Source organism: Erythrobacter sp., assembly GCF_035194505.1.
GTDB lineage: Bacteria > Pseudomonadota > Alphaproteobacteria > Sphingomonadales > Sphingomonadaceae > Erythrobacter.
Genome location: NZ_CP136573.1, coordinates 22,343 through 42,476 on the forward strand (window position 1 = coordinate 22,343; position 20,134 = coordinate 42,476).

General features: G+C 67.0%; 18 protein-coding genes. 10 read left to right on the forward strand and 8 right to left on the reverse strand.

Annotation, left to right across the window (positions count from 1 at the left end):
• Positions 1–42: 42 nt before the first annotated feature.
• Complete coding sequence (locus RSE14_RS00150; protein ID WP_324075036.1) at positions 43–1,452, reverse strand: protein adenylyltransferase SelO family protein; 1,410 nt, start codon at positions 1,450–1,452, stop codon at positions 43–45.
• 111 nt (positions 1,453–1,563) lie between these two features.
• Between RSE14_RS00150 and RSE14_RS00155 the strand changes: the two genes are divergently transcribed.
• The 5 genes from RSE14_RS00155 to RSE14_RS00175 all read left to right on the forward strand — a co-directional run bounded on the left by RSE14_RS00155 (position 1,564) and on the right by RSE14_RS00175 (position 7,485).
• A complete protein-coding gene (locus tag RSE14_RS00155; protein ID WP_324075037.1) occupies positions 1,564–2,430 on the forward strand; it encodes an alpha/beta fold hydrolase in 867 nt (288 codons plus the stop codon).
• On the forward strand, positions 2,427–3,569 hold the full coding sequence (locus tag RSE14_RS00160) for a glycosyltransferase family 4 protein (RefSeq protein WP_324075039.1): 1,143 nt from the start codon (positions 2,427–2,429) through the stop codon (positions 3,567–3,569). The genes RSE14_RS00155 and RSE14_RS00160 overlap by 4 nt, the downstream gene beginning before the upstream one ends.
• Positions 3,570–3,720: 151 nt before the next feature.
• Entirely contained in the window at positions 3,721–4,506 is a 786-nt protein-coding gene (locus RSE14_RS00165; protein ID WP_324075041.1) for a tetratricopeptide repeat protein, read from the forward strand.
• A gap of 23 nt (positions 4,507–4,529) precedes the next feature.
• The gene (locus RSE14_RS00170; RefSeq protein ID WP_416379354.1) at positions 4,530–5,876 is read left to right on the forward strand and encodes a PQQ-binding-like beta-propeller repeat protein; all 1,347 of its coding nucleotides are present in this window, start codon (positions 4,530–4,532) and stop codon (positions 5,874–5,876) included.
• Positions 5,877–6,069: 193 nt separating this feature from the next.
• Positions 6,070–7,485 carry a methyltransferase family protein gene (locus tag RSE14_RS00175; RefSeq protein ID WP_324075044.1) on the forward strand — a complete coding sequence of 472 codons (1,416 nt, stop codon included), beginning with the start codon at positions 6,070–6,072 and terminating at the stop codon, positions 7,483–7,485.
• Positions 7,486–7,580: 95 nt separating this feature from the next.
• Here the strand turns inward: RSE14_RS00175 and RSE14_RS00180 are convergent, their stop codons facing one another.
• From RSE14_RS00180 to RSE14_RS00195, 4 genes are all read right to left on the reverse strand, one after another.
• The gene (locus RSE14_RS00180) at positions 7,581–7,883 is read right to left on the reverse strand and encodes a putative quinol monooxygenase (protein ID WP_324075046.1); all 303 of its coding nucleotides are present in this window, start codon (positions 7,881–7,883) and stop codon (positions 7,581–7,583) included.
• A 33-nt stretch (positions 7,884–7,916) separates the two neighbouring features.
• Positions 7,917–9,239 carry a CHAT domain-containing protein gene (locus RSE14_RS00185; protein ID WP_324075048.1) on the reverse strand — a complete coding sequence of 441 codons (1,323 nt, stop codon included), beginning with the start codon at positions 9,237–9,239 and terminating at the stop codon, positions 7,917–7,919.
• Between the two features lie 14 nt (positions 9,240–9,253).
• The gene (locus tag RSE14_RS00190; protein WP_324075050.1) at positions 9,254–10,624 is read right to left on the reverse strand and encodes a glutamate--cysteine ligase; all 1,371 of its coding nucleotides are present in this window, start codon (positions 10,622–10,624) and stop codon (positions 9,254–9,256) included.
• An 88-nt stretch (positions 10,625–10,712) separates the two neighbouring features.
• The gene (locus RSE14_RS00195; protein ID WP_324075052.1) at positions 10,713–11,459 is read right to left on the reverse strand and encodes a 16S rRNA (uracil(1498)-N(3))-methyltransferase; all 747 of its coding nucleotides are present in this window, start codon (positions 11,457–11,459) and stop codon (positions 10,713–10,715) included.
• A gap of 39 nt (positions 11,460–11,498) precedes the next feature.
• On the opposite strand from RSE14_RS00195, the gene RSE14_RS00200 reads away from it, so the two are divergent.
• Genes RSE14_RS00200 through RSE14_RS00210 form a run of 3 tightly spaced genes read left to right on the forward strand, consistent with a single transcriptional unit; the run spans position 11,499 to position 13,426 of the window.
• A complete protein-coding gene (locus RSE14_RS00200; RefSeq protein ID WP_324075054.1) occupies positions 11,499–11,882 on the forward strand; it encodes a hypothetical protein in 384 nt (127 codons plus the stop codon).
• A complete protein-coding gene (gene ubiA / locus RSE14_RS00205; protein WP_324075055.1) occupies positions 11,879–12,781 on the forward strand; it encodes a 4-hydroxybenzoate octaprenyltransferase in 903 nt (300 codons plus the stop codon). Before RSE14_RS00200 ends, ubiA begins: the two co-directional genes overlap by 4 nt.
• 15 nt (positions 12,782–12,796) lie before the next feature.
• The gene (locus RSE14_RS00210) at positions 12,797–13,426 is read left to right on the forward strand and encodes an SOS response-associated peptidase (protein WP_324075056.1); all 630 of its coding nucleotides are present in this window, start codon (positions 12,797–12,799) and stop codon (positions 13,424–13,426) included.
• Here the strand turns inward: RSE14_RS00210 and RSE14_RS00215 are convergent.
• Positions 13,423–13,797 carry a VOC family protein gene (locus tag RSE14_RS00215; protein WP_324075057.1) on the reverse strand — a complete coding sequence of 125 codons (375 nt, stop codon included), beginning with the start codon at positions 13,795–13,797 and terminating at the stop codon, positions 13,423–13,425. The two genes, RSE14_RS00210 and RSE14_RS00215, sit on opposite strands and share 4 nt — an antisense overlap.
• A gap of 108 nt (positions 13,798–13,905) precedes the next feature.
• Here RSE14_RS00215 and soxR point away from each other — a divergent pair, with 108 nt between their 5' ends.
• Both soxR and RSE14_RS00225 read left to right on the forward strand, forming a co-directional pair.
• The gene (gene soxR / locus RSE14_RS00220) at positions 13,906–14,355 is read left to right on the forward strand and encodes a redox-sensitive transcriptional activator SoxR (protein WP_324075058.1); all 450 of its coding nucleotides are present in this window, start codon (positions 13,906–13,908) and stop codon (positions 14,353–14,355) included.
• Between the two features lie 186 nt (positions 14,356–14,541).
• Positions 14,542–16,698 (forward strand): M3 family metallopeptidase, encoded by a 2,157-nt coding sequence (locus RSE14_RS00225; protein ID WP_416379387.1) that lies wholly within the window; start codon positions 14,542–14,544, stop codon positions 16,696–16,698.
• A 27-nt stretch (positions 16,699–16,725) separates the two neighbouring features.
• Here RSE14_RS00225 and RSE14_RS00230 read toward each other — a convergent pair whose 3' ends face one another.
• Both RSE14_RS00230 and RSE14_RS00235 read right to left on the reverse strand, forming a co-directional pair.
• Positions 16,726–17,265: a SixA phosphatase family protein gene (locus RSE14_RS00230; protein ID WP_324075062.1), complete on the reverse strand. Its 540-nt coding sequence runs from the start codon at positions 17,263–17,265 to the stop codon at positions 16,726–16,728.
• Complete coding sequence (locus RSE14_RS00235; protein WP_324075064.1) at positions 17,262–19,964, reverse strand: ATP-dependent DNA helicase; 2,703 nt, start codon at positions 19,962–19,964, stop codon at positions 17,262–17,264. The genes RSE14_RS00230 and RSE14_RS00235 overlap by 4 nt, the downstream gene beginning before the upstream one ends.
• Between the last annotated feature and the right edge of the window lie 170 nt (positions 19,965–20,134).

The window sequence follows — 20,134 nt, forward strand, 5'->3', positions numbered from 1 at the left end:
ATAGGGTCTTGGCCTGCCCATGCGCAAGCCAAGGATGAACCGCTATGCGAGGGCCGCGTGGCCTGCCGCCGCAGGGGGCGTGCCGTGGGCTGCGCCCATGCGCCGCAGGGCCTCCACCTTGGCGTGGAGCGGGCCCCAGTCGTCGTCGCGGTCGATCGCGTCCCAGATCGCCTCGACCTCCTCGATCAGCAGCGATTGCGGGCGCTCGTCCTGCCAATAGGGGTGGGTGTCGGGGGCCGCACGATAGTTCGCCAGCGCCGCGCCGAATTCGCCCTGCGGATCGCCGCGCCCGCCACGGTGGGCAAAGAAGAAGACATCGGGCTGGGCGCGCGCCTCGCGCATCGCCTGCTCGCAGGCCGCGACCAGTTGCGTATCGGCCTCCAGCCCCTGCGGCTCCACGCCCAGCCGCCAGCACCAGCGGCGCGAGACCGCCTCCATGTAGAGCGGCCCGAAGCGTTCGAGCGCGGCGATCAGCGGCGCCGAATCCGCCAGCAGCCGCAGCGCGACGGCCAACTGACCGCAGTTCCAGTGCAGCGCCTCGGGCTGGCGGCCAAAGGCATAGAGGCCCGCGTGGTCGAAATAGGCGGCGGTAAAGCCCGGCTCCCATTCCGGCAGCCAGCGCCACGGGCCATAGTCGAAGCTTTCGCCTGTAACGTTCATGTTGTCGGTATTGAGCACGCCGTGGACGAAGCCTGCCACCATGTAGCTGGCGGCAAGATCGGCCATGCGTTCGACCACATTGTGCATCAGCCGCACCGCAGGCTCCTCGCGTGCCGGGGCATCGGCGGGCGGGGGCGGGCCGGGGAACTGCGTGAGGCAGTAATCCACAAGGCTTGCCATGGCCTCGGCGTCCTCTATCGCCAGCAGGCGCTGGAAGGTGCCGATGCGGATGTGCGAGTGGCTGAGGCGCACCAACACCGCCGAGCGCGTGGGGCTCGGCTCGTCATTGCGCCACAGGTTCTCGCCGGTCTCGATCACCGAGAAGGTCTTCGAGGTGTTGACGCCGAGCGCCTCGAGCATCTCGGTCGCCAGGATCTCGCGCACCGCGCCCTTCAATGTCAGCCGCCCGTCGCCTGCGCGGCTATAGGGTGTGGTGCCCGAACCCTTGGTGCCAAGGTCCATCAGCCGTCCGCGCCCGTCGCGAACTTGCGCAAACAGAAAGCCTCGCCCGTCGCCGATTTCGGGATTGTACACGCGGAACTGGTGGCCGTGATATTTGAGCGCGAGCGGCTGGGGCAGGTTCCCGGGAAGCGGCTGAAAACGCCCGAAATGCGCCGCCCATTCGGCATCGCCCAACCCGGCAAGGCCCAAGCTCGCCGCTGCCCGATCATTGCGAAACCGGATGCGGGTTTCGGGGAAGTCGGCGGCCTCCACCGGGCTGGCCAGCCACGGGGCGAGGGCAAGGATGGCGGGTTCCGGATGATAGTCGCCGGACAAATCCGGGTGTTGCATGCCCAAGCTCATGCCGCGATAGTGGGGGCAAGCATTGCCGCGTGCAAGCCACCTTTCGCAAAGGGTGCCCTGCGCGGAGGCTGCAACCGACCAGAGGGAATATCGCCGCTCATGGCTGCACATTACGAAGATCGCTTCTGGACCAGCAGCGACGGGCTATCCTTGCATTATCGCAACTATCCCGGCCCTGAAGGCAGCACTGCGCTGCCGGTGCTGTGCATGCACGGGCTGACGCGCAACGCCCGCGATTTCGCGAGCCTTGCCGAGGATCTCGCCACCAAGCGCCGCGTGATCGTGACCGAGATGCGCGGGCGCGGCCAGTCGGACTATGCCAAGGTCTCGGATAGCTACACGCCGGCCGTCTATGTCGGCGATGTCGAGAAGCTGCTCGCAGAGCTGGGCATCACCCGCTTCATTGCGATCGGCACCTCGATGGGCGGGCTGATGACGATGCTGATGGCTGCCACCGCGCCCGGGCGCATGGCGGCGGTGGTGATGAACGATATCGGCCCCGAGGTGGAGACCGCAGGCCTGGCGCGGATTTCGGGCTATGTCGGGCAGGGGCGGTCCTATCCGACCTGGGTCCACGCCGCGCGCGGGCTGGCCGAGGCGCATGGCGCTGCCTTCCCCGATTTCGATCTGGATCAATGGCTCGAAATGGCCAAGCGCACCATGGTGGTGACCCAGAACGGGCGCATCAGCTTCGATTATGACATGGCCATCGCAGAGCCTTTCGCAAAGCCCGGCAATGCCGCGCCGCCCGATCTGTGGCTCGCCTACGAGGCCCTGCGCGATGTGCCGATGCTGCTGGTGCGCGGCGGGCTGTCCGATCTCCTCTCCGAAGAGACGGTCAAGCAGATGGGCGTGCGCAATCCCGCGATGCGCGCGATCACCGTGCCGCGCGTGGGCCATGCCCCGACCCTCGACGAGCCCGAGGTGCGCGCCGCGATCCACGCTCTGCTGGACGGGGTGGAATGAGCCAGAACTCCCGCGCGCCCTTGCGCGTCCTGCATTGCCATTCGACCTTTTCGGCCGGAGGCAAGGAAGTGCGCTCGGTCCGCCTGATGAACGCTTTCGGTGATGCAATGGAGCACACCATCGTTTCGGCAGAGCCCGAGGCGACGGGCGCACGCAGTCTCATTGCACCGGGCATTGCGGCGAAATTTCCGGCCGGCTTTCCCTCCTTGAAGGGCTTGCCCACGCCCGGCCGGCTGGCCGCGCTGGCCGAGGCATTGAAGCCCTATGATCTCGTCTGCACCTATAACTGGGGTGCGATGGATGTGGCGATGGCGCACACGGCCTTCGCCAAGCCCTATGGCCTGCCGCCGCTGGTGCATCACGAGGACGGCTTCAACGAGGACGAGGCGGGCGGGCTCAAGACCCGGCGCAACCTCTATCGCCGCGCGGCTTTGCGCGGGGCTTCGCGGGTGATCGTGCCCTCAACGGGGCTGGAGCAGATTGCGCTCGGCCCCTGGGCGCAGCCGCCCGAAAAGGTGCTGCGGATCGCCAACGGGATCGACACTGCCGCCTTCGCCGCCGCGCCGCAGCCCGCCGCCTTGCGGGTGGTGAAGCGCCCGGGCGAACACTGGATCGGCACGCTCGCGGGTCTGCGCCCGGTCAAGCAATTGCCCTTGCTGGTGCGCGCCATCGTCGATCTGCCCGATATCTGGCACCTCGTGATCTGCGGCGAGGGGCCGGAGCGCGATGCGATCCGCGCCGCTGCCGAGGCCGCCGAGATCAGCCACCGCGTCCACCTGCCCGGCGCGATTGCCGATCCGGCGCAGGTGATTGGCATGTTCGATATTTTCGCGCTGTCCTCGGCTTCCGAGCAGTTTCCACTCTCGGTGGTCGAAGCGATGGCGGCGGGCCTGCCGGTGGCCGCGCCCGATGTGGGCGATATCCGCAGCATGGTGGCCGAGGAAAACCGTCCCTTCATCGCGGTGCCGGACGATGCCGATGCGCTGGCCGCGATGCTGTCCGAACTGGCCGGAGACCCGCCCCTGCGTGCCCGGATCGGCGCGGCCAACCGCGCGCGGGCGCGGGCACATTATGACGCGGCGCAGATGATCGCGCACTACCGCGCCGCCTATGCCGCTGCCATCGGCCGGCCATTCTGAGCCCTCCCGCGCTTCATCCCCGGTTCAAACCCGTGCGGGCACAAGCGCCAGCGCGGCATTGCGGAAGCGCGCGCACCTGCCTAAAGAGCGCGGCAGTTCCGCCTGCAAAATCGGCTAGGCTTACAGATTAACCAAGGACTCCAGTTTCCGCATGGCGCGCACTCCGACCCCTTCTGCTCCGGGCACTCCGGCAATTCCCAACGAGGATGACGTCCTGATCCGCGAGATCGACGAGGCGGTGCGGCAGGACGATGCGCTCGAATTCCTGCGCAATCACGGCACCAAGCTGCTGGGCGCGATCCTTGCGCTGATCGCGGCGCTGGGCGGCTATCTGGTGTGGGATCACTATCGCCAGAAGGATCTGGAGGCGCAGTCCGAAACGCTGGTCGCCGGGCTTGATCTGGCCAAGCAGAACGATCTCAAGGGCGCGGCCGAAAAGGTGGCGCCGCTGCTCGACGCGGCATCGCCCGGCGCGCGCACGGGTGCGAGGATGCTGCAGGCTGCCGCCGCGCTCGAAGCGGGCGATGTGAACAAGGCGAGCGGGCTCTACAAGCAGGTCGCCGATGATGCCGAAGCGCCGCCGGCCCTGCGCGATCTGGCCCGCATCCGCGATGTCGCGGCGCGTTATGACACGATGAAGCCGGCCGATGTGATCGCGCGGCTCGGAGATCTGGCCAAGCCCGGCAATCCCTATTTCGGCGCGGCGGGCGAACTGGTGGCGATGGCCCATCTCGAAGCGGGCAACCGCGCCGAGGCGGGCAAGCTGTTTGCGGCCATGGCCAAGGACGAGGAACTGCCTGAAACCCTGCGTTCGCGCACCCGCCAGATGGCGGGCCTGCTCGGGGTGGACGCGATTGTCGATGTGAAGAAGCTGCTCGAAGACGAAGGGGTCTCGTCCGATGGCACTGGCGAGGCCGCTCCGGCGACCGCGCAATGAGGGAACAGGTTGGACGGACGGGTATGACACACATGAAAATCGCGCGCGCTGCGCTGCTGGCGGGCTTCATCGCTGTCGGGCTGACCGGCTGCAAGGGCGGCCTGTTCGGCGGCGGGGACGAAAAGACCACGCCGACCGTGGGCAACCGCATGCCGATCCTCTCGCGCATCGAAAGCGGGGCCGAAGTCGATCCCGCGCTCGCCGGTATCACCGTGGTGCTCCCGCCGCAGCGCTCCAATGCCGAATGGTCGCAGGCTGGCGGTTCGGCCAGCAAGTCCTACGGCCATCTCGCACTGGCGGAGACGCCCACGCAGGTCTGGACCGCGCAGATCGCCGGTTCGAGCAACCGCGCGCGGCTCGCCGCATCGCCGGTGGTGGGTGGTAACAAACTCTTCGTCGAGGGTACGGACGGCGTGATCATCGCCTACGACAAGGCCACCGGCGCCAAATTGTGGACCCGCGCCGACGCGGAAATGACCAAGGATCAGGAACCGTCGGAATTTGGCGGCGGGGTCAGCTACGAAGCGGGCAAGGTCTACGCCACCAATGGCGTGGGCGAGGTCAAGGCGCTCGATGCCGAGACCGGCGAGGTGCTGTGGAAGGTCAAGCCGGCAGGCCCGCTGCGCGGATCGCCGACGATCGCCTTCGGGCAGCTGTTCGTGATGACGCAGGACAACCAGATCATCGCGCTCAACATCGCCGATGGCTCGCCGGTGTGGGACGAAAGCGGTTCGACCACGCAGTCGGGCGTGTTCGGCGTCGCCGCGCCCGCTGCCGGGCAGGGCACGGTGATCGCGGGCTATTCGAGCGGCGAGCTGTCGGCCTATCGCTACGAGAACGGCCGCACGCTGTGGTCGGACGCTCTGGCGCGCACCAACATCTCGACCACTGTGGGCTCGATCACCGATATCGACGCCGATCCGATCATCGATTCGGGCCGCGTCTATGCGCTCGGGCAGGGCGGGCGCATGGCCGCCTACGAACTGCTCACCGGCCAGCGCATCTGGGAATTGAACCTTGCGGGCATTTCCACCCCGGCGATTGCGGGCGAGTGGATCTTCACGCTCACCGATGATGCCCGCCTGCTGGCGATTGCCCGCTCCACGGGCCGCGTGCGCTGGATCACCCAGCTGCGCCGCTACAAGGACGAGGAAGACAAGAAGGGCCCGATCTTCTGGACCGGCCCGGTGCTTGCCGGCGGCCAGCTGTGGGTCGCCAGCTCGCGCGGCGAGGTGTGGAAGGTCAGCGCGGGCGAGGGCTCGGCGCAGTTCTTCGCCGATCTCGGCCAGCCCGTCAGCCTCGCGCCGGTGGTGGCCGAGGGGCATCTCTACATCCTCGACGACAGCGGCAAGATCCACGCCTGGCGCTAGGCCGCACCGACATTCAGCTCTGGCGGCCTGCAAATGGCCCATTTCCGGGCTTCCGGTGCTCACGGCCCAAAAGGCCGCTGCGCTCCGGTTCCCGAAAATGCACCATTTTCGGCTCACCAGCGTCTGAATGTCGACACGGCCCAGGCCCCGCTTCAGCAGGGCGTTAACCCTTTTGCGCTAGGGCGGGCGGGTGATGAGCGCCGTCCAATCGCCCAATACTGCCTCCGCGCGCGCCCTGCCGCCGCCGTCCGACGTGTCGGCGGGGGTGGGCCTTGTCGGCCTGATCGGGCTGTTCGCGTGGCTCCTTTTCTGCCGCAACTATCCCGCCATTGCCGAAGCGCTGGGACTGACCGGAGCCCTTTCCCCCGAGCGCGGCGTCCTGTCCGGACCCTATGCGTCGCTCGCCGCCATGCTGTTTGCCGCCCTGCCGATGGCGGCGTGGTCGGTGCTGGTCGACAAGGTCCATCGCCGCCCTTCAACCGGGCTCGACTGGAGCCATGCGCGCCCGATTGCCGAGGTGCTGCCGGTCTCGGTGGTGAAGCTGTCGGGCCTGTGGGCGACATGGGCCATCCTTGCGGCTGCCTATGGCCTTGCGCGCTGGTACTGGAACGGGCCCTATCTCTTTGCGATGGAGGTGCTGGCCTTTGCCATCGTGCCGATGGTCGCTCTGTCGATCCCCTATGTCATCTGGCTTGATCGCCATCTGGTGAACCTGCGGGACGGCACCTGGCATTTCGGTGCCGCGGTGCTGGGGCTGGGCGTGATCGGGCGCGAGACCTGGGACAGCGCGCAGATCGCCAAGCACTGGCGCGCGTGGATCATCAAGGGCTTTTTCGGCGCCTTCATGATCTCGATCCTGCCGCCCGGCTTTGCGCAACTGGTCGAGGCGGACCCTGCGCGGATGATCGCCAATCCGGTCGATTTCATCATGCTGCTGGTGACGCTCTTGTTCGTGATCGACGTGCAGATCGGCACGGTCGGCTATCTCTTCACGCTGCGCCCGCTCGATGCGCATATCCGTTCGGGCAATCCGCTGCTGGCGGGCTGGCTCGCCGCGCTGATGTGCTATCCGCCCTTCGTGTGGGGCATCATCGGGCAGAACAACCAGATTCTGGGCTACGAGGTGGCAACGCCGGGTTGGGGCTACTGGTTCGCCGGCCAGCCGGCGCTGCTGTGGGCATGGGGCGGGCTGCTGCTGCTGCTGACCGGGGTCTATGCCTGGGCGACGGTGGTGTTCGGCATCCGCTTTTCCAACCTCACCTATCGCGGGGTGCTGACCCACGGGCCCTACCGCTTCACCCGCCACCCGGCCTATTTGTCGAAGAACCTGTTCTGGTGGGCTTCGGTGCTGCCCTTTCTGGTGAGCAACGGCTCGCTGGCAGACGCGGTGCGCAACTGTGTCTTTCTCGGCTTGGTCAACGCGATCTATTACTGGCGTGCGCGCACCGAGGAGGCGCACCTGCTCGCCGAGGATCCGAAATACCGCGAATATCACGCGTGGATGGAGCAGTACGGCCTTATCACCGCGCCGCTGGCACGCCTCAAGCGGACGCTGACCAGCGGCGGGGCAGTGCAGGGCGACAGCCCCCACGCCTACCCCGCCGAATAGCGCTCTTTTCCAGTGCGCTAAGATGCTGGCGCATCACGCACTGGATTTGCTCAAACGCCGCACGGGCTTAACCAATGTGCATTTGCACATTGGTATTACATCACCGGCGCGCCATCATCGGCGTGATACTTGAGCGCCTCGATCACCTGAAAGTCCATGCCCGCCAGCGCCGCCTGAAACGCGGCCATATGCGGCGTGGCGAAATGCGCGAGCAGCGCGGCTTCGTCCTGCCACTTCTCTACGATGTGGATGGTGCCGGGCTCCAGCAGATCCTCGGTAAAGGCATAGGCGATGCAGCCGCCCTCAGCGTTGGAGGCGGCCACCATATCGGCAATCGCGGCGCGCGCGGCCTCGCTTACGCCCCCACCCAGTTTGGCCTTGGCCAGTACGATCAGCATGTCTCTCTCTCCTGCTATTGTTTGTCCGGGGTCTCAGCGCGGGGTGCCAAACAAGGTGAAGGCCGCCCACAGCGCCGGATCGGGGTATTTCTTGCGCGTATCGAGCATCGCGAGACGCAGGGCTTCTGCCGGCACATTGGCCATGGCCTGCAGCTGGAAATGGTCCATCAGGTAGAGGGTCGCCTCGTCGCTGACACTCCACAGGCTCATCACCACACGCGGAACGCCCGCCTTCTGGAAGGAACGCGCAAGGCCGATAACGCCGCCGTCATGATTGAAGCCAAGTCCGCTCTGGCAGGCGCTCAGCACCACCAGATTGGCGCGCAGGCTCATCTGCTGCACTTCGCCCGCGGTAAGGAAGGCCTGATCGGGGCTCGGACCCGAAAGCATCAGGAAGCCGCCGGTCAGCGGCGCGCGCGGATCGGAAACGCCGTGGGCTGCAAAATAGAGCATTCGTGCCGATCGCATCCGGGCCAGTACCGCGGTCTTGGTCGCAGCCTCGCCGATCAGGGCTTCGGCAGCGACACGGTCGGCCAGCATCCGGGCTTCGCTCGCCGCGCCCGGCAGCCGCGGCACCTTCCAGTCGGGGCTGGCGGGCACCAGCGGATCGCCCACCACCAGCGGATCGACATATTCGTCAAGGCCCGTCCACGGCCGGATCATCTGATCGAGATCGAACAGGCCCGCCGATACGGTGATGCTCATCCGGTCGATCAACAGCTCGCGTCCGGTGAGCGGGAAGGCAGCGAAGGGATTGGTCGCGATCAAGCCGTTCGCCACGATCACCAGATGGCGCACGCCGAGCAGCGCCTTGCGGATATCGGGCGGCAGCAGGATTTGGTCGATGGGTGTGTTGCGATTGGCCTTGCTGGCCGTCACCACCGGTTCCGCAGGCGGCGCATCCGTGCCGGTCCACAAGGGCGCACGGCTGCGATCGAGCCCGTCGACAGCGAGGTCCTGGCGGTAGAAGCTCGCCGCAATCCGCAATTCGGCGGGCGTGATGTCGGTCTCGTGATAGGCGATGATGCCGCCGGTCCCGATCAGATAGATCGCCAGCTGGTCACCACGGTGCGAATAGAACAGCACCGCCGTGCCTTCGGGATAGCCGGGACTGTCATCGTCGCGCTGGGCGGCGAGATAGCGCGCCACATCGGCTACCGTGGCTTGCTTCATCTTGGGCGCGCTGAGGCCGCGCTTGGAATAGAGATCGGCCAGATCGCGCACGTGGCTCGCCGCATCCTCGGCAAAGTGCGCCGCCAGCGCGTCAGCAACAGAAACAGGCGGGGCGGGCTGGGCGGAGGTCTGAACCGTTCCGCCCAAGAGCAGCGCGATTATCACCAGCAGTCGGATGATCATCGCCGCTCTCCCGTTCAGAAGGATTGTTCGTAGACCCTGCTGATATCGCCGTTCCACTCGCCAAAATAGGCATCGAGCAGGCGCTGGGCGGGCACCTTGCCGCTCGCCACGATCTCGTCGAGCGTGTCGAGATAGCCGGTCTCGTTATCGCCCGCCGCATTGAGCCGCGCGCGCGATGCCAGCCCGCCATGGGCGATCTTCAGCGCCTCGCGGCCGATATCGCGCAGGGTGTGGCCGCCGGGGACGGGGGAATCGAGCGCGAGTTTCGGCGCGGCGGTGCGCAGCGCCTCGCGCTCTTCCATGGTCCAGTGCTTGACGAGATCCCACGCCGCATCGAGCGCGGTCTGATCATAGAGCAGGCCGACCCAGAAGGCGGGCAGGGCGCAGATCCGGCTCCACGGGCCGCCGTCAGCGCCGCGCATTTCGAGAAAGCTCTTGAGGCGCACTTCGGGGAAGGCGGTGGACAGGTGATCCCACCAGTCGCTCTGGGTCGGGCGCTCGCCGGGCAGCACCGACAGCTTGCCGTCGAGAAAATCGCGAAAGGAGAGCCCCGCTGCGTCGATATATCTCCCGTCGCGGAAGACGAAATACATCGGCACGTCGAGCATGTACTGCGCCCAGCGCTCGTAACCGAAGCCGTCTTCGAAGACGAAGGGCAGCATGCCGGTGCGCGCGGGGTCCGTGTCGGACCAGATGTGCGATCGATAGGACAGGAAGCCGTTGGGCTTGCCTTCGGTGAAGGGCGAATTGGCGAACAGCGCGGTCGCGAGCGGTTGCAGGGCAAGGCCGACGCGGAACTTCTTCACCATGTCGGCTTCGGACTGGTAATCGAGATTGACCTGGATGGTGCAGGTGCGCAGCATCATGTCGAGGCCCATGCTGCCCACGCGCGGCATGTGCCGCAGCATGATGTCGTAGCGGCCCTTGGGCATGATCGGCAGTTCTGCGCGGGTCTTGTCAGGCCACATGCCGAGCCCGAGATAGCCGACCCCGCAACGCTCGCCGACTTCCTTCACCTGCGCGAGGTGCCGTCCGGTCTCTGCGCAGGTCTGGTGCAGGTTTTCGAGCGGCGCGCCCGAAAGCTCAAGCTGGCCCGCCGGTTCAAGGCTGACAGCCCCGTCCGCGCCCTTCAGCGCGATGACCTTGCCGCCTTCCTCGACCGGGCTCCACCCGAATTGCTCAAGGCCCTTCAGCAGATCGCGGATGCCGCAAGGCTCGTCATAGGAAGGGGCGCGCTTGTCCGAATGCTTGTAGACGAGCTTTTCGTGCTCGGTGCCGATGCGCCAGTCGGCCGGCGGCTTCTCGCCACCGATCATCGGCAGGATCAGCTGGTCGATGCTTTCGATCACCGGATCGTCGGCACTGGATGCTTCACGTGTGCTCATCGCAAAGGGGGCCCTCTCTGGCCGGTTGCTTTAGAAAACCCACTTGCCGGTGGGAAGGGCAAAACGCCTTTGCCGCGACGAAGCCGGACTACCAGTCGCCCGCGAGGGCCATCCACAGGCCCAGCGCAGCGATGGCGGCGGTCTCGCCCCGCAGGATGCGCGGGCCGAGGGAGATAGGGCGGGCGCAAGGGTGCGTGCGGATTGCGGCCCGCTCGGCCTCGTCAAAGCCGCCTTCGGGGCCGGTGAGGATCGCAGCCGGCGCGCCCTTGTGGGCGGCAAAGGCGGAGGCGGCGGGTTCGCCGCCATTCTCGTCAGCGAAATAAAGCACGCGGTCCTCGGGCCAGCCGGCCAGCAGCGCATCGAGCTTCACCGTCTCGCAAAGTTCGGGCAGGGCGGTGAGGGCGCATTGCTCGGCGGCCTCGATGGTGAGGGTGCGGGCGCGATCAAGGTTGAGCTTGTCGGCGACACAGCGGCGGGTGATGACCGGCTGGATGCGGCCCGCGCCCAGTTCGGTCGCCTTCTCCAGCACCAGATCGAAGCGATCCTTCTTGAGCAAGCCTGCGCAGAGCCACAGATCGGGCACGGCCTCGCGCGGGCGGAGCATGTCCGCCACCTCCAGCACCACGTCACGCTTGCCCGCTTGCGCAACCCGCGCCGCCCATTCGCCGGTCGCGTCATCACACAGGATCACCACATCGCCTTCGCGCACCCGCATCACCTTGCCGAGATAATGCGCCTGCGGGCCGTCGAGCGCGACAATCCTGCCCGGCCCGAGCTGATCGGGCACAAACAGGCGCGGGGCGCTCTTGGGGGGCCATGCAGGGGTCGCGGGCATGGCTTTGCACTAGGCGCAAGGGACGCTAGGGAGCAAGCCATGTCCGCGCGCACGTCTCAATTCCTTATCGCCGCCGTCTTTCTGGTGCTGGGTGGCTGGTCGCTGTTTGCGCCGGCCAGCGTGATCGATCTGGCCATCACCGAGGCCTATCAGGACAGCAGCTACCTCACCCGCTTCACCATGGCCTGCTTCGGCGCGCAGGCGGTGTTGTTCGGGTTGATGACGCTGGTTACCCGCTGGACCGCGCGCGGCTTTGCGGTCTTCGCGGTGCTGCTGCTGCCGTTCTTCGGGTTCAATTACTGGTTCCATTACGAGGTGCCGGTGCTGACCAGCATCGGGATGCTCGACTTTGCCGGCAACATCACCATGCTGGCCTGCGCGATCATCGGCTGGCGCGCGGCAAGGCGCGAGGAACAGGCATGAGCGAGGGGATCGTCCCTGACAGCGAGCACCGCGGTATCGTCGCCCGCCTGCCGCAGCTTCCGCGTGACCTTGCGCTGCTGGCGCGGTTCGACCGGCCGATCGGCTGGTGGCTGCTGTTCTGGCCCTGTGTGTTCGGCGTGTGGCTGAGCGGTGCGGGGTGGCAGCCGCTGCTGCTCGGCTGGCTGCTGGCGGGCTCCATCGCCATGCGAGGGGCGGGCTGCGTCTATAATGACATCATCGACGCCGATCTCGACGCGCAGGTCGCCCGCACGGCGCTGCGTCCGGTGGCGAGCGGGCGGGTGTCGAAAAAGGCGGCGTGGGTCTGGCTCGTCGGCCTGTGCCTCGTCGGCCTCGCCGTGCTGCTGCAACTGCGCTGGGAGGCGCAGGTGGTCGCGCTCTGCAGCCTTGCGCTGGTCGCCGCCTATCCCTTCATGAAGCGCATCACATGGTGGCCGCAGGCGTGGCTGGGGATGGTGTTCAACTGGGGCCTGCTGGTCGGCTGGACGCAGCTGCGGCTCGACAACTGGGATGCGCTCGCGGCGATCTATGCCGGGTGTATCGCCTGGGTGATCGGCTATGACACGATCTATGCCCTGCAGGACCGCGAGGATGACGCGATGGTCGGCATCCGCTCCTCGGCGCTGGCGATGGGCGCGCGGGTGCAGGCGGGGATTGCGGGCTTCTATGCTGCGGCTGTGGCGCTGTGGGGCCTCGGTTTCTGGCTCTACCGCGCAGACCCCTTGGCGCTCCTCGCGCTGCTGCCGGTGGCAGGGCATCTGGCGTGGCAGGTGATGAGCCTCGACGCCGATGATCCGGCCAATCCGCTTGAACGCTTCCGCTCGAACCGCTGGGCGGGCGCGCTGATGGCGGCGGCGTGCTACGTCGTGGGCAATGCCTGATCCGGGGGCTTCGAGATGTGCAACCTCACCCGCATCACCCTGCCTGCCAGCGAAGTGGCGGCGTGGTTTGCGGCGGTGGAAGCAACACAAGGCGCGAATTTCGGCGCGGAGACCTATCCCGGCACCCCCGGCCTTGTGGTGGCAGAGGGGCAGCTGCGGGTAATGACATGGGGCTTCCCGCTGGTGCTCAAGGGCAAGCAGGGCCAGACCTTGAAGCCCAAGCCGGTCAACAACGCACGGACCGACAAGCTGGAGACCTTCTTCTGGCGCCATTCCTTCGAGGAGCGGCGCTGCCTCATCCCGCTCACCGGCTGGGCAGAGGCCGCGGGCGAGCGTGGCCGCATGACCCGCACATGGCTCTCGCTACCGGACGCGCCGCTCTTCGCGGCGGCGGGGGTGTGGCGGCAGTCGGACGAATGGGGCGCGTGCTATTCGATGGTGATGACCGACAGCGAAGGCACGGATGCCGCCAGCGTCCACGAACGCATGCCGGTGCTGCTCGCGCCGGAGGATCAGGCGCGCTGGATCGGCGGCACGCCGCACGAGGCGATGGCCCTGTGCCGTCCGTGGCAAGGTCCGCTGGTGATTGAGCGCACGCCTGAGCCGTGGGCGCGGGGCGCGGCCCATCAGCCGCAATTGTTCTAGGCGTAGCTCACCATCTCGAATTCGATCCCGTCCCAGTCGAAGAAGTAGAACCGCCGGCCCGGCTCGTAATCGCCGTGGCTGAAGGGTTCGAGCCCGGCGGCGATCACCACCGCCTCTGCGGCGTCCAAATCGTCCACCACCAGCCCGACATGGTTGAGCGGCGCGCCCTTGCCGAAGCGGGGGACGGGGCCTTCGCCGCGCGTGTAGACCGCGATGTAATCCTGCGTCCCGCCGACATGGATGGTCCAGCCGCCCAGTTGCGAGGGGCCGCGCCAGCGGATGTGCCAGCCGCATAATTGCGCGAGCAGGGCGGCGGAGCGCTCGGGATCGCTGACGGTAATGTTGACGTGTTCAAGGTGACCGGTGGGCATGGGGTTCTCCGTGGGTTTTTTCGTTGCAGGGGCGGGTGCGAATCAATCGGCTTGCCCCTTGTGCAATCTCAACCTAACTTCAGGTCAAGCTATTTCGGAGCGCCGCCGATGACCCGCCTCAAACCCACCGATCTCATTCCCATCGGGGAGATTGCGCGCCGCACCGGCCTCAGCGTCTCGGCGATCCGTTTCTACGATGACGAGGGGCTGATCGAGCCGGTGCGCACCAATGGCAACCAGCGGCGCTTCCTGCGCTCGGACATCCGCCGCCTGAGCTTCATCCTGATTGCCCAGCGCCTCGGCCTTGCGCTGGGCGAGATCCGGGCACAGCTGGCGACTTTGCCGCAGGGCCGCACGCCGAATGCGCGCGACTGGGAGGCGATCAGCCGCGCGATCCGCGCCACGCTCGATGCGCGCATTGCCGAGCTGACCCGCACCCGCGAGCGGCTCGACGGCTGCATCGGCTGCGGGTGCCTCAGCCTTGAACATTGCGCGATCTGGAACCCCGAGGACCGGCTCGGCCAAGACGGCCCCGGCCCGCGCAAGCTGATGGCGTGAGCGCGGCAGGCTGGCGGCTTGCAATTGCGGTCCATTGCCTGTTCAAGAACCGCCATGCATGAGCCTGCCGCACCATCGCTGCCTGACGGGCGGCTGGCCGACGAAACGAGAGAGAACCCCGATATGAATCCGCGCAACCTTGTCCCTGTCCTGACGCAAGTTTCCGCCGCCGCGCTGATGGCCGGGATGGCCGCCGCGCCGCAGGCCGCGTTGGCCGAGGATGCTCACGCGCACCACCACGCGCCTGCAATCCCGCAAGGAACCGGCTATTTCGCGAGCGACAGCACGCTGCCTTTCCTTGCGCCTGATTTCACGAAGATTTCCGAAGACGACTACATCCCCGCCTTCGAACAGGGCATGGCGATCGAGAAGGCCGAAGTCGCTGCGATCATCGCCAATCCGGAAAAAGCCACCTTCGCGAACACCATTGTCGCGCTGGAGAAGGCGGGCCGGATGCTCGGCCGGGTGGAGCGGGTGTTCTATGCGCTCACCGGCGCCAACACCACCGACCGGCTCGATGCGATCGACACCGAAATCAGCCCGAAGCTTTCGGCCCATAATGATTCGATCACGCTCGATCCGGCGCTGTTTGCACGGGTGAAGGCGGTTTACGATGCGCGCGCCAGCCTTGGCCTGACGCTCGAACAGGGCCGGCTGCTGGAGGAGACCTACAAGCGCATGGTCCACGCCGGCGCGCTGCTCACCCCGGCGCAGCGCGAGGAGGTGAAGGCGATCAATGGCGAGCTGTCCACGCTCGCCACCGAATTCGGCCAGAAGGTGCGCGCCGCGACCAATGCCCAGCCGCTGATCGTCGATACCGCCGCTGAACTGGCAGGCCTGTCTGAGGCCGATATCAAGGCGGCGGCCGATCTGGCGGCGGCCAAGGGGCACCCGGGCAAGTTCGCCATCGCGCTCCAGAACACGACGCAGCAGCCGCTGCTCCCTTCGCTCGAAAACCGCGCCACCCGCGAGGCGCTGTTCAAACTGAGCTATGGCCGCGCCGACGGGGCCAATCCCGAGCATGATACCCGCGTGCTGCTGGCCAAGATCGCCACCCTGCGCGCAAAGAAGGCCGCGCTGTTCGGCGAGCCTGACTGGGCGAGCTACACCATGTATGATCGCATGGCGAAAAAGCCCGCGACCGCGCTTGGCTTCATGGAGCAGATGGTCCCCGCTCTGGCCGCCACCCAGCGGCGCGAGGCGGCGATGCTGACGCAAGCGATCAAGGCCGATGGCGGCGATTACACCGTCCAGCCGTGGGACTGGTATCGCTATGCCAACCGCATCAAGGCGACCCGCTACGATCTCGACGAGGATGCAGTCGCGCAATATTTCCAGCTCGACAAGGTGCTGGAAGACGGCGTGTTCTACGCTGCGGGCAAGCTCTACGGCCTCAGCTTCAAGCGTCGCACCGATCTGCCGGTCTACCACCCCGATGTGTGGGTCTACACCGTGTTCGACGCCGATGGCTCGGAGCTCGGCCTGTTCTACTTCGATCCCTTCCAGCGCCCTTCCAAGCGCGGCGGCGCGTGGATGAGCAACTTCGTCGACCAGAGCGAGACCTGGGGCACCAAGCCGGTGATCTACAACGTGCTCAACATCCCCAAGGCCGCGCCGGGCGAAGTGCAGCTCGTCAGCTTCGATGATGTCGGCACCACCTTCCACGAATTCGGCCACGCGCTGCACGGGCTGTTCGCCAGCCAGCAGTTCGAGAGCCTCTCGGGCACGGCGACGGCGCGCGACTTTGTGGAATATCCCAGCCAGGTCAACGAGATGTGGGCGACTGATCCGCAAGTGCTGCAGAACTATGCCAAGCACTACAAGACCGGCGAAACCATCCCGATGGCGCTGGTCGAGAAGATCGAGGCCGCGTCCAAGTTCAACCAGGGCTATGATTTCGGCGAGACCGTGGCCGCAGCCCTGCTCGACATGAAGTGGGCAGCGCTCACCCCGGAAGCTGCCGCCGCGATCGACACGCCGGAGGAAGTCGACGCCTTCGAGACCCGCGCTTTGAAGGAACTCGGCCTTGAGGTGGACCTCGTGCCGCCGCGCTACCGTTCGACCTATTTCAACCACATCTTCAGCGATCCGGCGGGCTATTCCGCAGGCTATTACAGCTACTTGTGGACCGAAATGCTCGACCGCGACAGCCGCAAGTGGTTCCGCGACAATGGCGGGCTGACCCGCGCCAATGGCGATCATTACCGCAAGACCGTGCTGAGCCGCGGCGGGACGATGGACTATTTCGAGATGTTCCAGAACTTCGCCGGTCGCCAGCCCGATGTGCAGCCGATGCTGGAAGCGCGCGGGCTTGCGGGCGGGGAAAGCAGCGGCGGCGAGTAACCCCGCAGACCGGCGCAGGGCCGGGGACTAGCTCTCCGGCCCCAGCTGCGGATCGAGATCGCGCGGCCGTGCGAAATGCGCCAGCTTTGCGCAGTAGCGCTTGATCTGGCTCCAGTGCTCGATCTCGCATTCCAGCACGGCGAAGGCGGCGGTGGGGAACTTCACCACGGCTTCGCGGAACAGATCGTTTTCCTTGGACGGCGAGACCAGTTCGAGCAGCGTGTCCTGCAAGCCGGGATTGTGGCCGACGATCAGGATTGCCTCGGCCTCGTCATCGCCGCTGCCGGCATGGGCCTCGATCGTCTCGATGATGGTGTCATAGCTCGCAAGATAGAGCTTCTGGTCATAGACCGGCGTGATCTCGGGCAGGGCGCCCTCCAGCGTCAGCTTCACCCGCACGGCGGGAGAGGCGATCACTCTGTCCCACTTCACCCCGTGATTGCGGATATGATCCCCGATCAGCTGCGCGCCCTTCTTCCCGCGCGCATTGAGCCCGCGGTCGAAATCGCGCTGGTTCATGTCGTCCCAGTCCGATTTGGCGTGACGCAGGAGACCAAGGATCTTCACGGCAGAACGGCTCCCTTGGCGCTGGCGGGCGATGGCATGTACAGATTGTTTCCAACACCAGCCGCGATGCGTTGTAAAGCCTGATCAAGCGTGACGCGCAACACCGGCGTGCCGGGCGGGAAGGCGGCTTGCAGGCGCGTGGGGAAGGCGGGCGAGAGCATGACGAAGTGGCCCGCGTCATCCTTGCTCCGGATAAGTCGCCCGAAGGCCTGCGCCAGCCGCGCGCGGATGATCCGGTCGTCATAGGCAGAGCCGCCACCTGCCAGCCTGCGCGCCTTGTGCAGGATGTCGGGGCGCGGCCAGGGCACCTGCTCCATCACCACGCAGCGCAAGCTGTGGCCGGGCACATCTACCCCGTCGCGCAAGGCGTCGGTGCCGATCAGGCTGGCGCGCGGATCGTCGCGGAAAATGTCCACCAAGGTTCCGGTGTCGATCGGATCGACATGCTGGGCATAGACCGGCAGGCCCGCCCGCGCGAGGCGATCGGCGATGCGGCCATGCACAGAGCGCAGCCGCCGGATTGCAGTGAACAAGCCGAGCACGCCGCCGCCTGACGCCTCGATGATCCGTGCATAGGCCCCTGCCAGCGCGGGCAGATCGCCCTTGGCAATATCGGTGACGATCAGCACTTCGGCGCGGGTGGCGTAATCGAAGGGGCTTTCCGCCGCCGAAAGCAGCGGCTGCACCTCGACATGACCCGCGCCCGAACGCGCCACGGCGCTCGCCCATTTGTCGTCGTCCTGCGTCCTGTCCGTCAGGGTCGCGCTGGTCAGCATCACGCCATGCGCGGGTTCGAGCACCACGCGGGCGAAGGGCTTCATCGGATCGAGCCAGCGGCGATGGATCGCCACATCGAATTCGCGCGCGTCGGAACGATCAACCGCGAGCCAGTCGACGAATTCGGGGTCAGCCGGGCCGCCGAGCCGATCAAGCAGGGATTCCCACGCGGCGATCAGGTCAATCCGCCAGCCGAGCGCAAAGCGCGCGCCTTCGATCCGCGCGCGGCCCCCCCGTTCATTGGGCGCGTCGAGCCAGTCGGGCGGATCGGCCAGAATGGCTTCGAGCCTGCCGCCCAGCCGGATCAGCGGCACGCGGATGCTGGCCAGCGCCTCTGCGGCTGCACTGGCGGCCTCGATCACTTCGCCCGGCAGCCCCGCCGCTTCGGTCTCGATGCCGTAGCCTGCGTCAATCCCGCCGCTTTCGTCGCGGGCATAGGTGGCGGTGCGCACGGCAGCGAGCAGGGCTTCCAATGGGCCGAAGGGCGTATTTTCCGCGAGGCGTTGCAGCCAGCCGTCAGACGGGAGCAATTGCCCCGCCTTGCAGGCAGCCGCGATGGCTTCGCCCCCGGCCTCGTCATAGCTGGCAAGGTCAGCGAGCCGCGCCGAAAGCCCGCGTCTGCGCCCGCGCGATTCCTTTTCCGGGCCGATGATCCAGCGTCTGAGTTCGATGGTCTCCTGCCCGCTGAGCGTTGCCGCAAAGGTGCTGTCCGCCGCGTCGAACACATGGTGCCCTTCGTCGAAGATCAACCGCGTCGGGCGCTGGTTCGGGTCGCGCACGCGCGCCGCATTGACCATCACCAGCGCATGATTGGCGATCACCAGATCGGCCTGCGTGCTATCGCGCGCGGCCCGCTCGATGAAGCACTTCCGGTAATGCGGGCAGCCGGCATAGATGCACTCGCCGCGCTGGTCGGTCAGCGCCGCGATACCGCGCTTTCGGAACAGCGTGCCGAGCCAGCCGGGCAGATCGCCGCCGATCATGTCGCCGTCGCGGGTATAGGCCCCCCAGCGCGCGACCAGCTGCGCGAGCACCGCCGCGCGGCCGGCAAAGCCGCCTTGCAGCGCGTCCTCCAGATTGAGGAGGCACAGGTAATTCTCGCGGCCCTTCCTCACCACCACCGGCGGGGTGCCGTCGGTGCGCTTGGCTGGCCATGCGCGGCGGCTTTCGGCGCGCAATTGCCGTTGCAGGTTCTTGGTGAAGGTCGAGACCCACACCGTGCCGCCCGCCTGCTCTGCCCAGAGCGAGGCAGGGGCGAGGTAGCCCAGCGTCTTGCCGATGCCCGTGCCTGCCTGCGCCAGCGCCAGATGCGGGCGGCCGGGGGCGGAGCGGGGGGCGAAGATGCGCGCGGCGTCCTGCGCATAGGCGCGCTGGCCTTCGCGGCTTTCCGCGCCCTCTCCGGTAAGGCGGGCAAGCTGGGCGGAGACAGCCTCGGGCGCGAGTTCGATCTGGCGCGGGGCGGGGCGCTCGCCGGCCTCCTCCCATTCGGGCAGGCGCGCGAACAGCCAGCGCTCGGCCCGGTCGGGCTTGGCGATGTGGGGCTTCAAGACCTGCGCCCAGGGCCAGCGCAGGCGTTCCAGCGATTGCAGCGCCGACCATGCGCCCTCACGCTCAGGCCATGCGGCATCGCGGCAGGTGGCGATCAGCGCGCCTGCGGCCTGCTGGAGCAGGGCGGGGACATCGGCGTCGCTTTCGGGCACGGCGAGGCCCAGCGCCTCGGCAAGGCCGCGCGGGGTGGGCACGCAGAAGCGCGCCGGATGGATGAAAGCGAAGGCTTCGAGCAGGTCGAGCCCCGAGAGATCGGGATAGCCCAGCCGGCTCGCCACCAGCGGGGCATTGATCAGCAGCACCGGCGTATCGGCGGCGGCCATGATCGCGTCGCCCTTGGACACGGCCTGGGTGGCGCCTGCGGAGGAGCGCACCCCCCCATCACGCAACCAATGCCCGCCATGGCTGGCATGAAGCGCGGGGATGAGCAGGGGTTGGGGCGGAGATGATGGCTCGATCACAGCGGTTAGCTTGGGGTTTTGCCTGCGCAAAGTAAACGCCGCGCTCCACAGCTGCGGCGGGTTTGGGGGTGGGGCAGGGCAGC

Bases quoted from the DNA above. Each gene is read 5' to 3' on its own strand.
- RSE14_RS00150 (WP_324075036.1), bottom strand. From the start codon at position 1,452: ATGCAACACCCGGATTTGTCCGGCGACTATCATCCGGAACCCGCCATC.
- RSE14_RS00155 (WP_324075037.1), top strand. From the start codon at position 1,564: ATGGCTGCACATTACGAAGATCGCTTCTGGACCAGCAGCGACGGGCTA.
- RSE14_RS00160 (WP_324075039.1), top strand. From the start codon at position 2,427: ATGAGCCAGAACTCCCGCGCGCCCTTGCGCGTCCTGCATTGCCATTCG.
- RSE14_RS00165 (WP_324075041.1), top strand. From the start codon at position 3,721: ATGGCGCGCACTCCGACCCCTTCTGCTCCGGGCACTCCGGCAATTCCC.
- RSE14_RS00170 (WP_416379354.1), top strand. From the start codon at position 4,530: ATGACACACATGAAAATCGCGCGCGCTGCGCTGCTGGCGGGCTTCATC.
- RSE14_RS00175 (WP_324075044.1), top strand. From the start codon at position 6,070: ATGAGCGCCGTCCAATCGCCCAATACTGCCTCCGCGCGCGCCCTGCCG.
- RSE14_RS00180 (WP_324075046.1), bottom strand. From the start codon at position 7,883: ATGCTGATCGTACTGGCCAAGGCCAAACTGGGTGGGGGCGTAAGCGAG.
- RSE14_RS00185 (WP_324075048.1), bottom strand. From the start codon at position 9,239: ATGATCATCCGACTGCTGGTGATAATCGCGCTGCTCTTGGGCGGAACG.
- RSE14_RS00190 (WP_324075050.1), bottom strand. From the start codon at position 10,624: ATGAGCACACGTGAAGCATCCAGTGCCGACGATCCGGTGATCGAAAGC.
- RSE14_RS00195 (WP_324075052.1), bottom strand. From the start codon at position 11,459: ATGCCCGCGACCCCTGCATGGCCCCCCAAGAGCGCCCCGCGCCTGTTT.
- RSE14_RS00200 (WP_324075054.1), top strand. From the start codon at position 11,499: ATGTCCGCGCGCACGTCTCAATTCCTTATCGCCGCCGTCTTTCTGGTG.
- ubiA (WP_324075055.1), top strand. From the start codon at position 11,879: ATGAGCGAGGGGATCGTCCCTGACAGCGAGCACCGCGGTATCGTCGCC.
- RSE14_RS00210 (WP_324075056.1), top strand. From the start codon at position 12,797: ATGTGCAACCTCACCCGCATCACCCTGCCTGCCAGCGAAGTGGCGGCG.
- RSE14_RS00215 (WP_324075057.1), bottom strand. From the start codon at position 13,797: ATGCCCACCGGTCACCTTGAACACGTCAACATTACCGTCAGCGATCCC.
- soxR (WP_324075058.1), top strand. From the start codon at position 13,906: ATGACCCGCCTCAAACCCACCGATCTCATTCCCATCGGGGAGATTGCG.
- RSE14_RS00225 (WP_416379387.1), top strand. From the start codon at position 14,542: ATGGCCGCCGCGCCGCAGGCCGCGTTGGCCGAGGATGCTCACGCGCAC.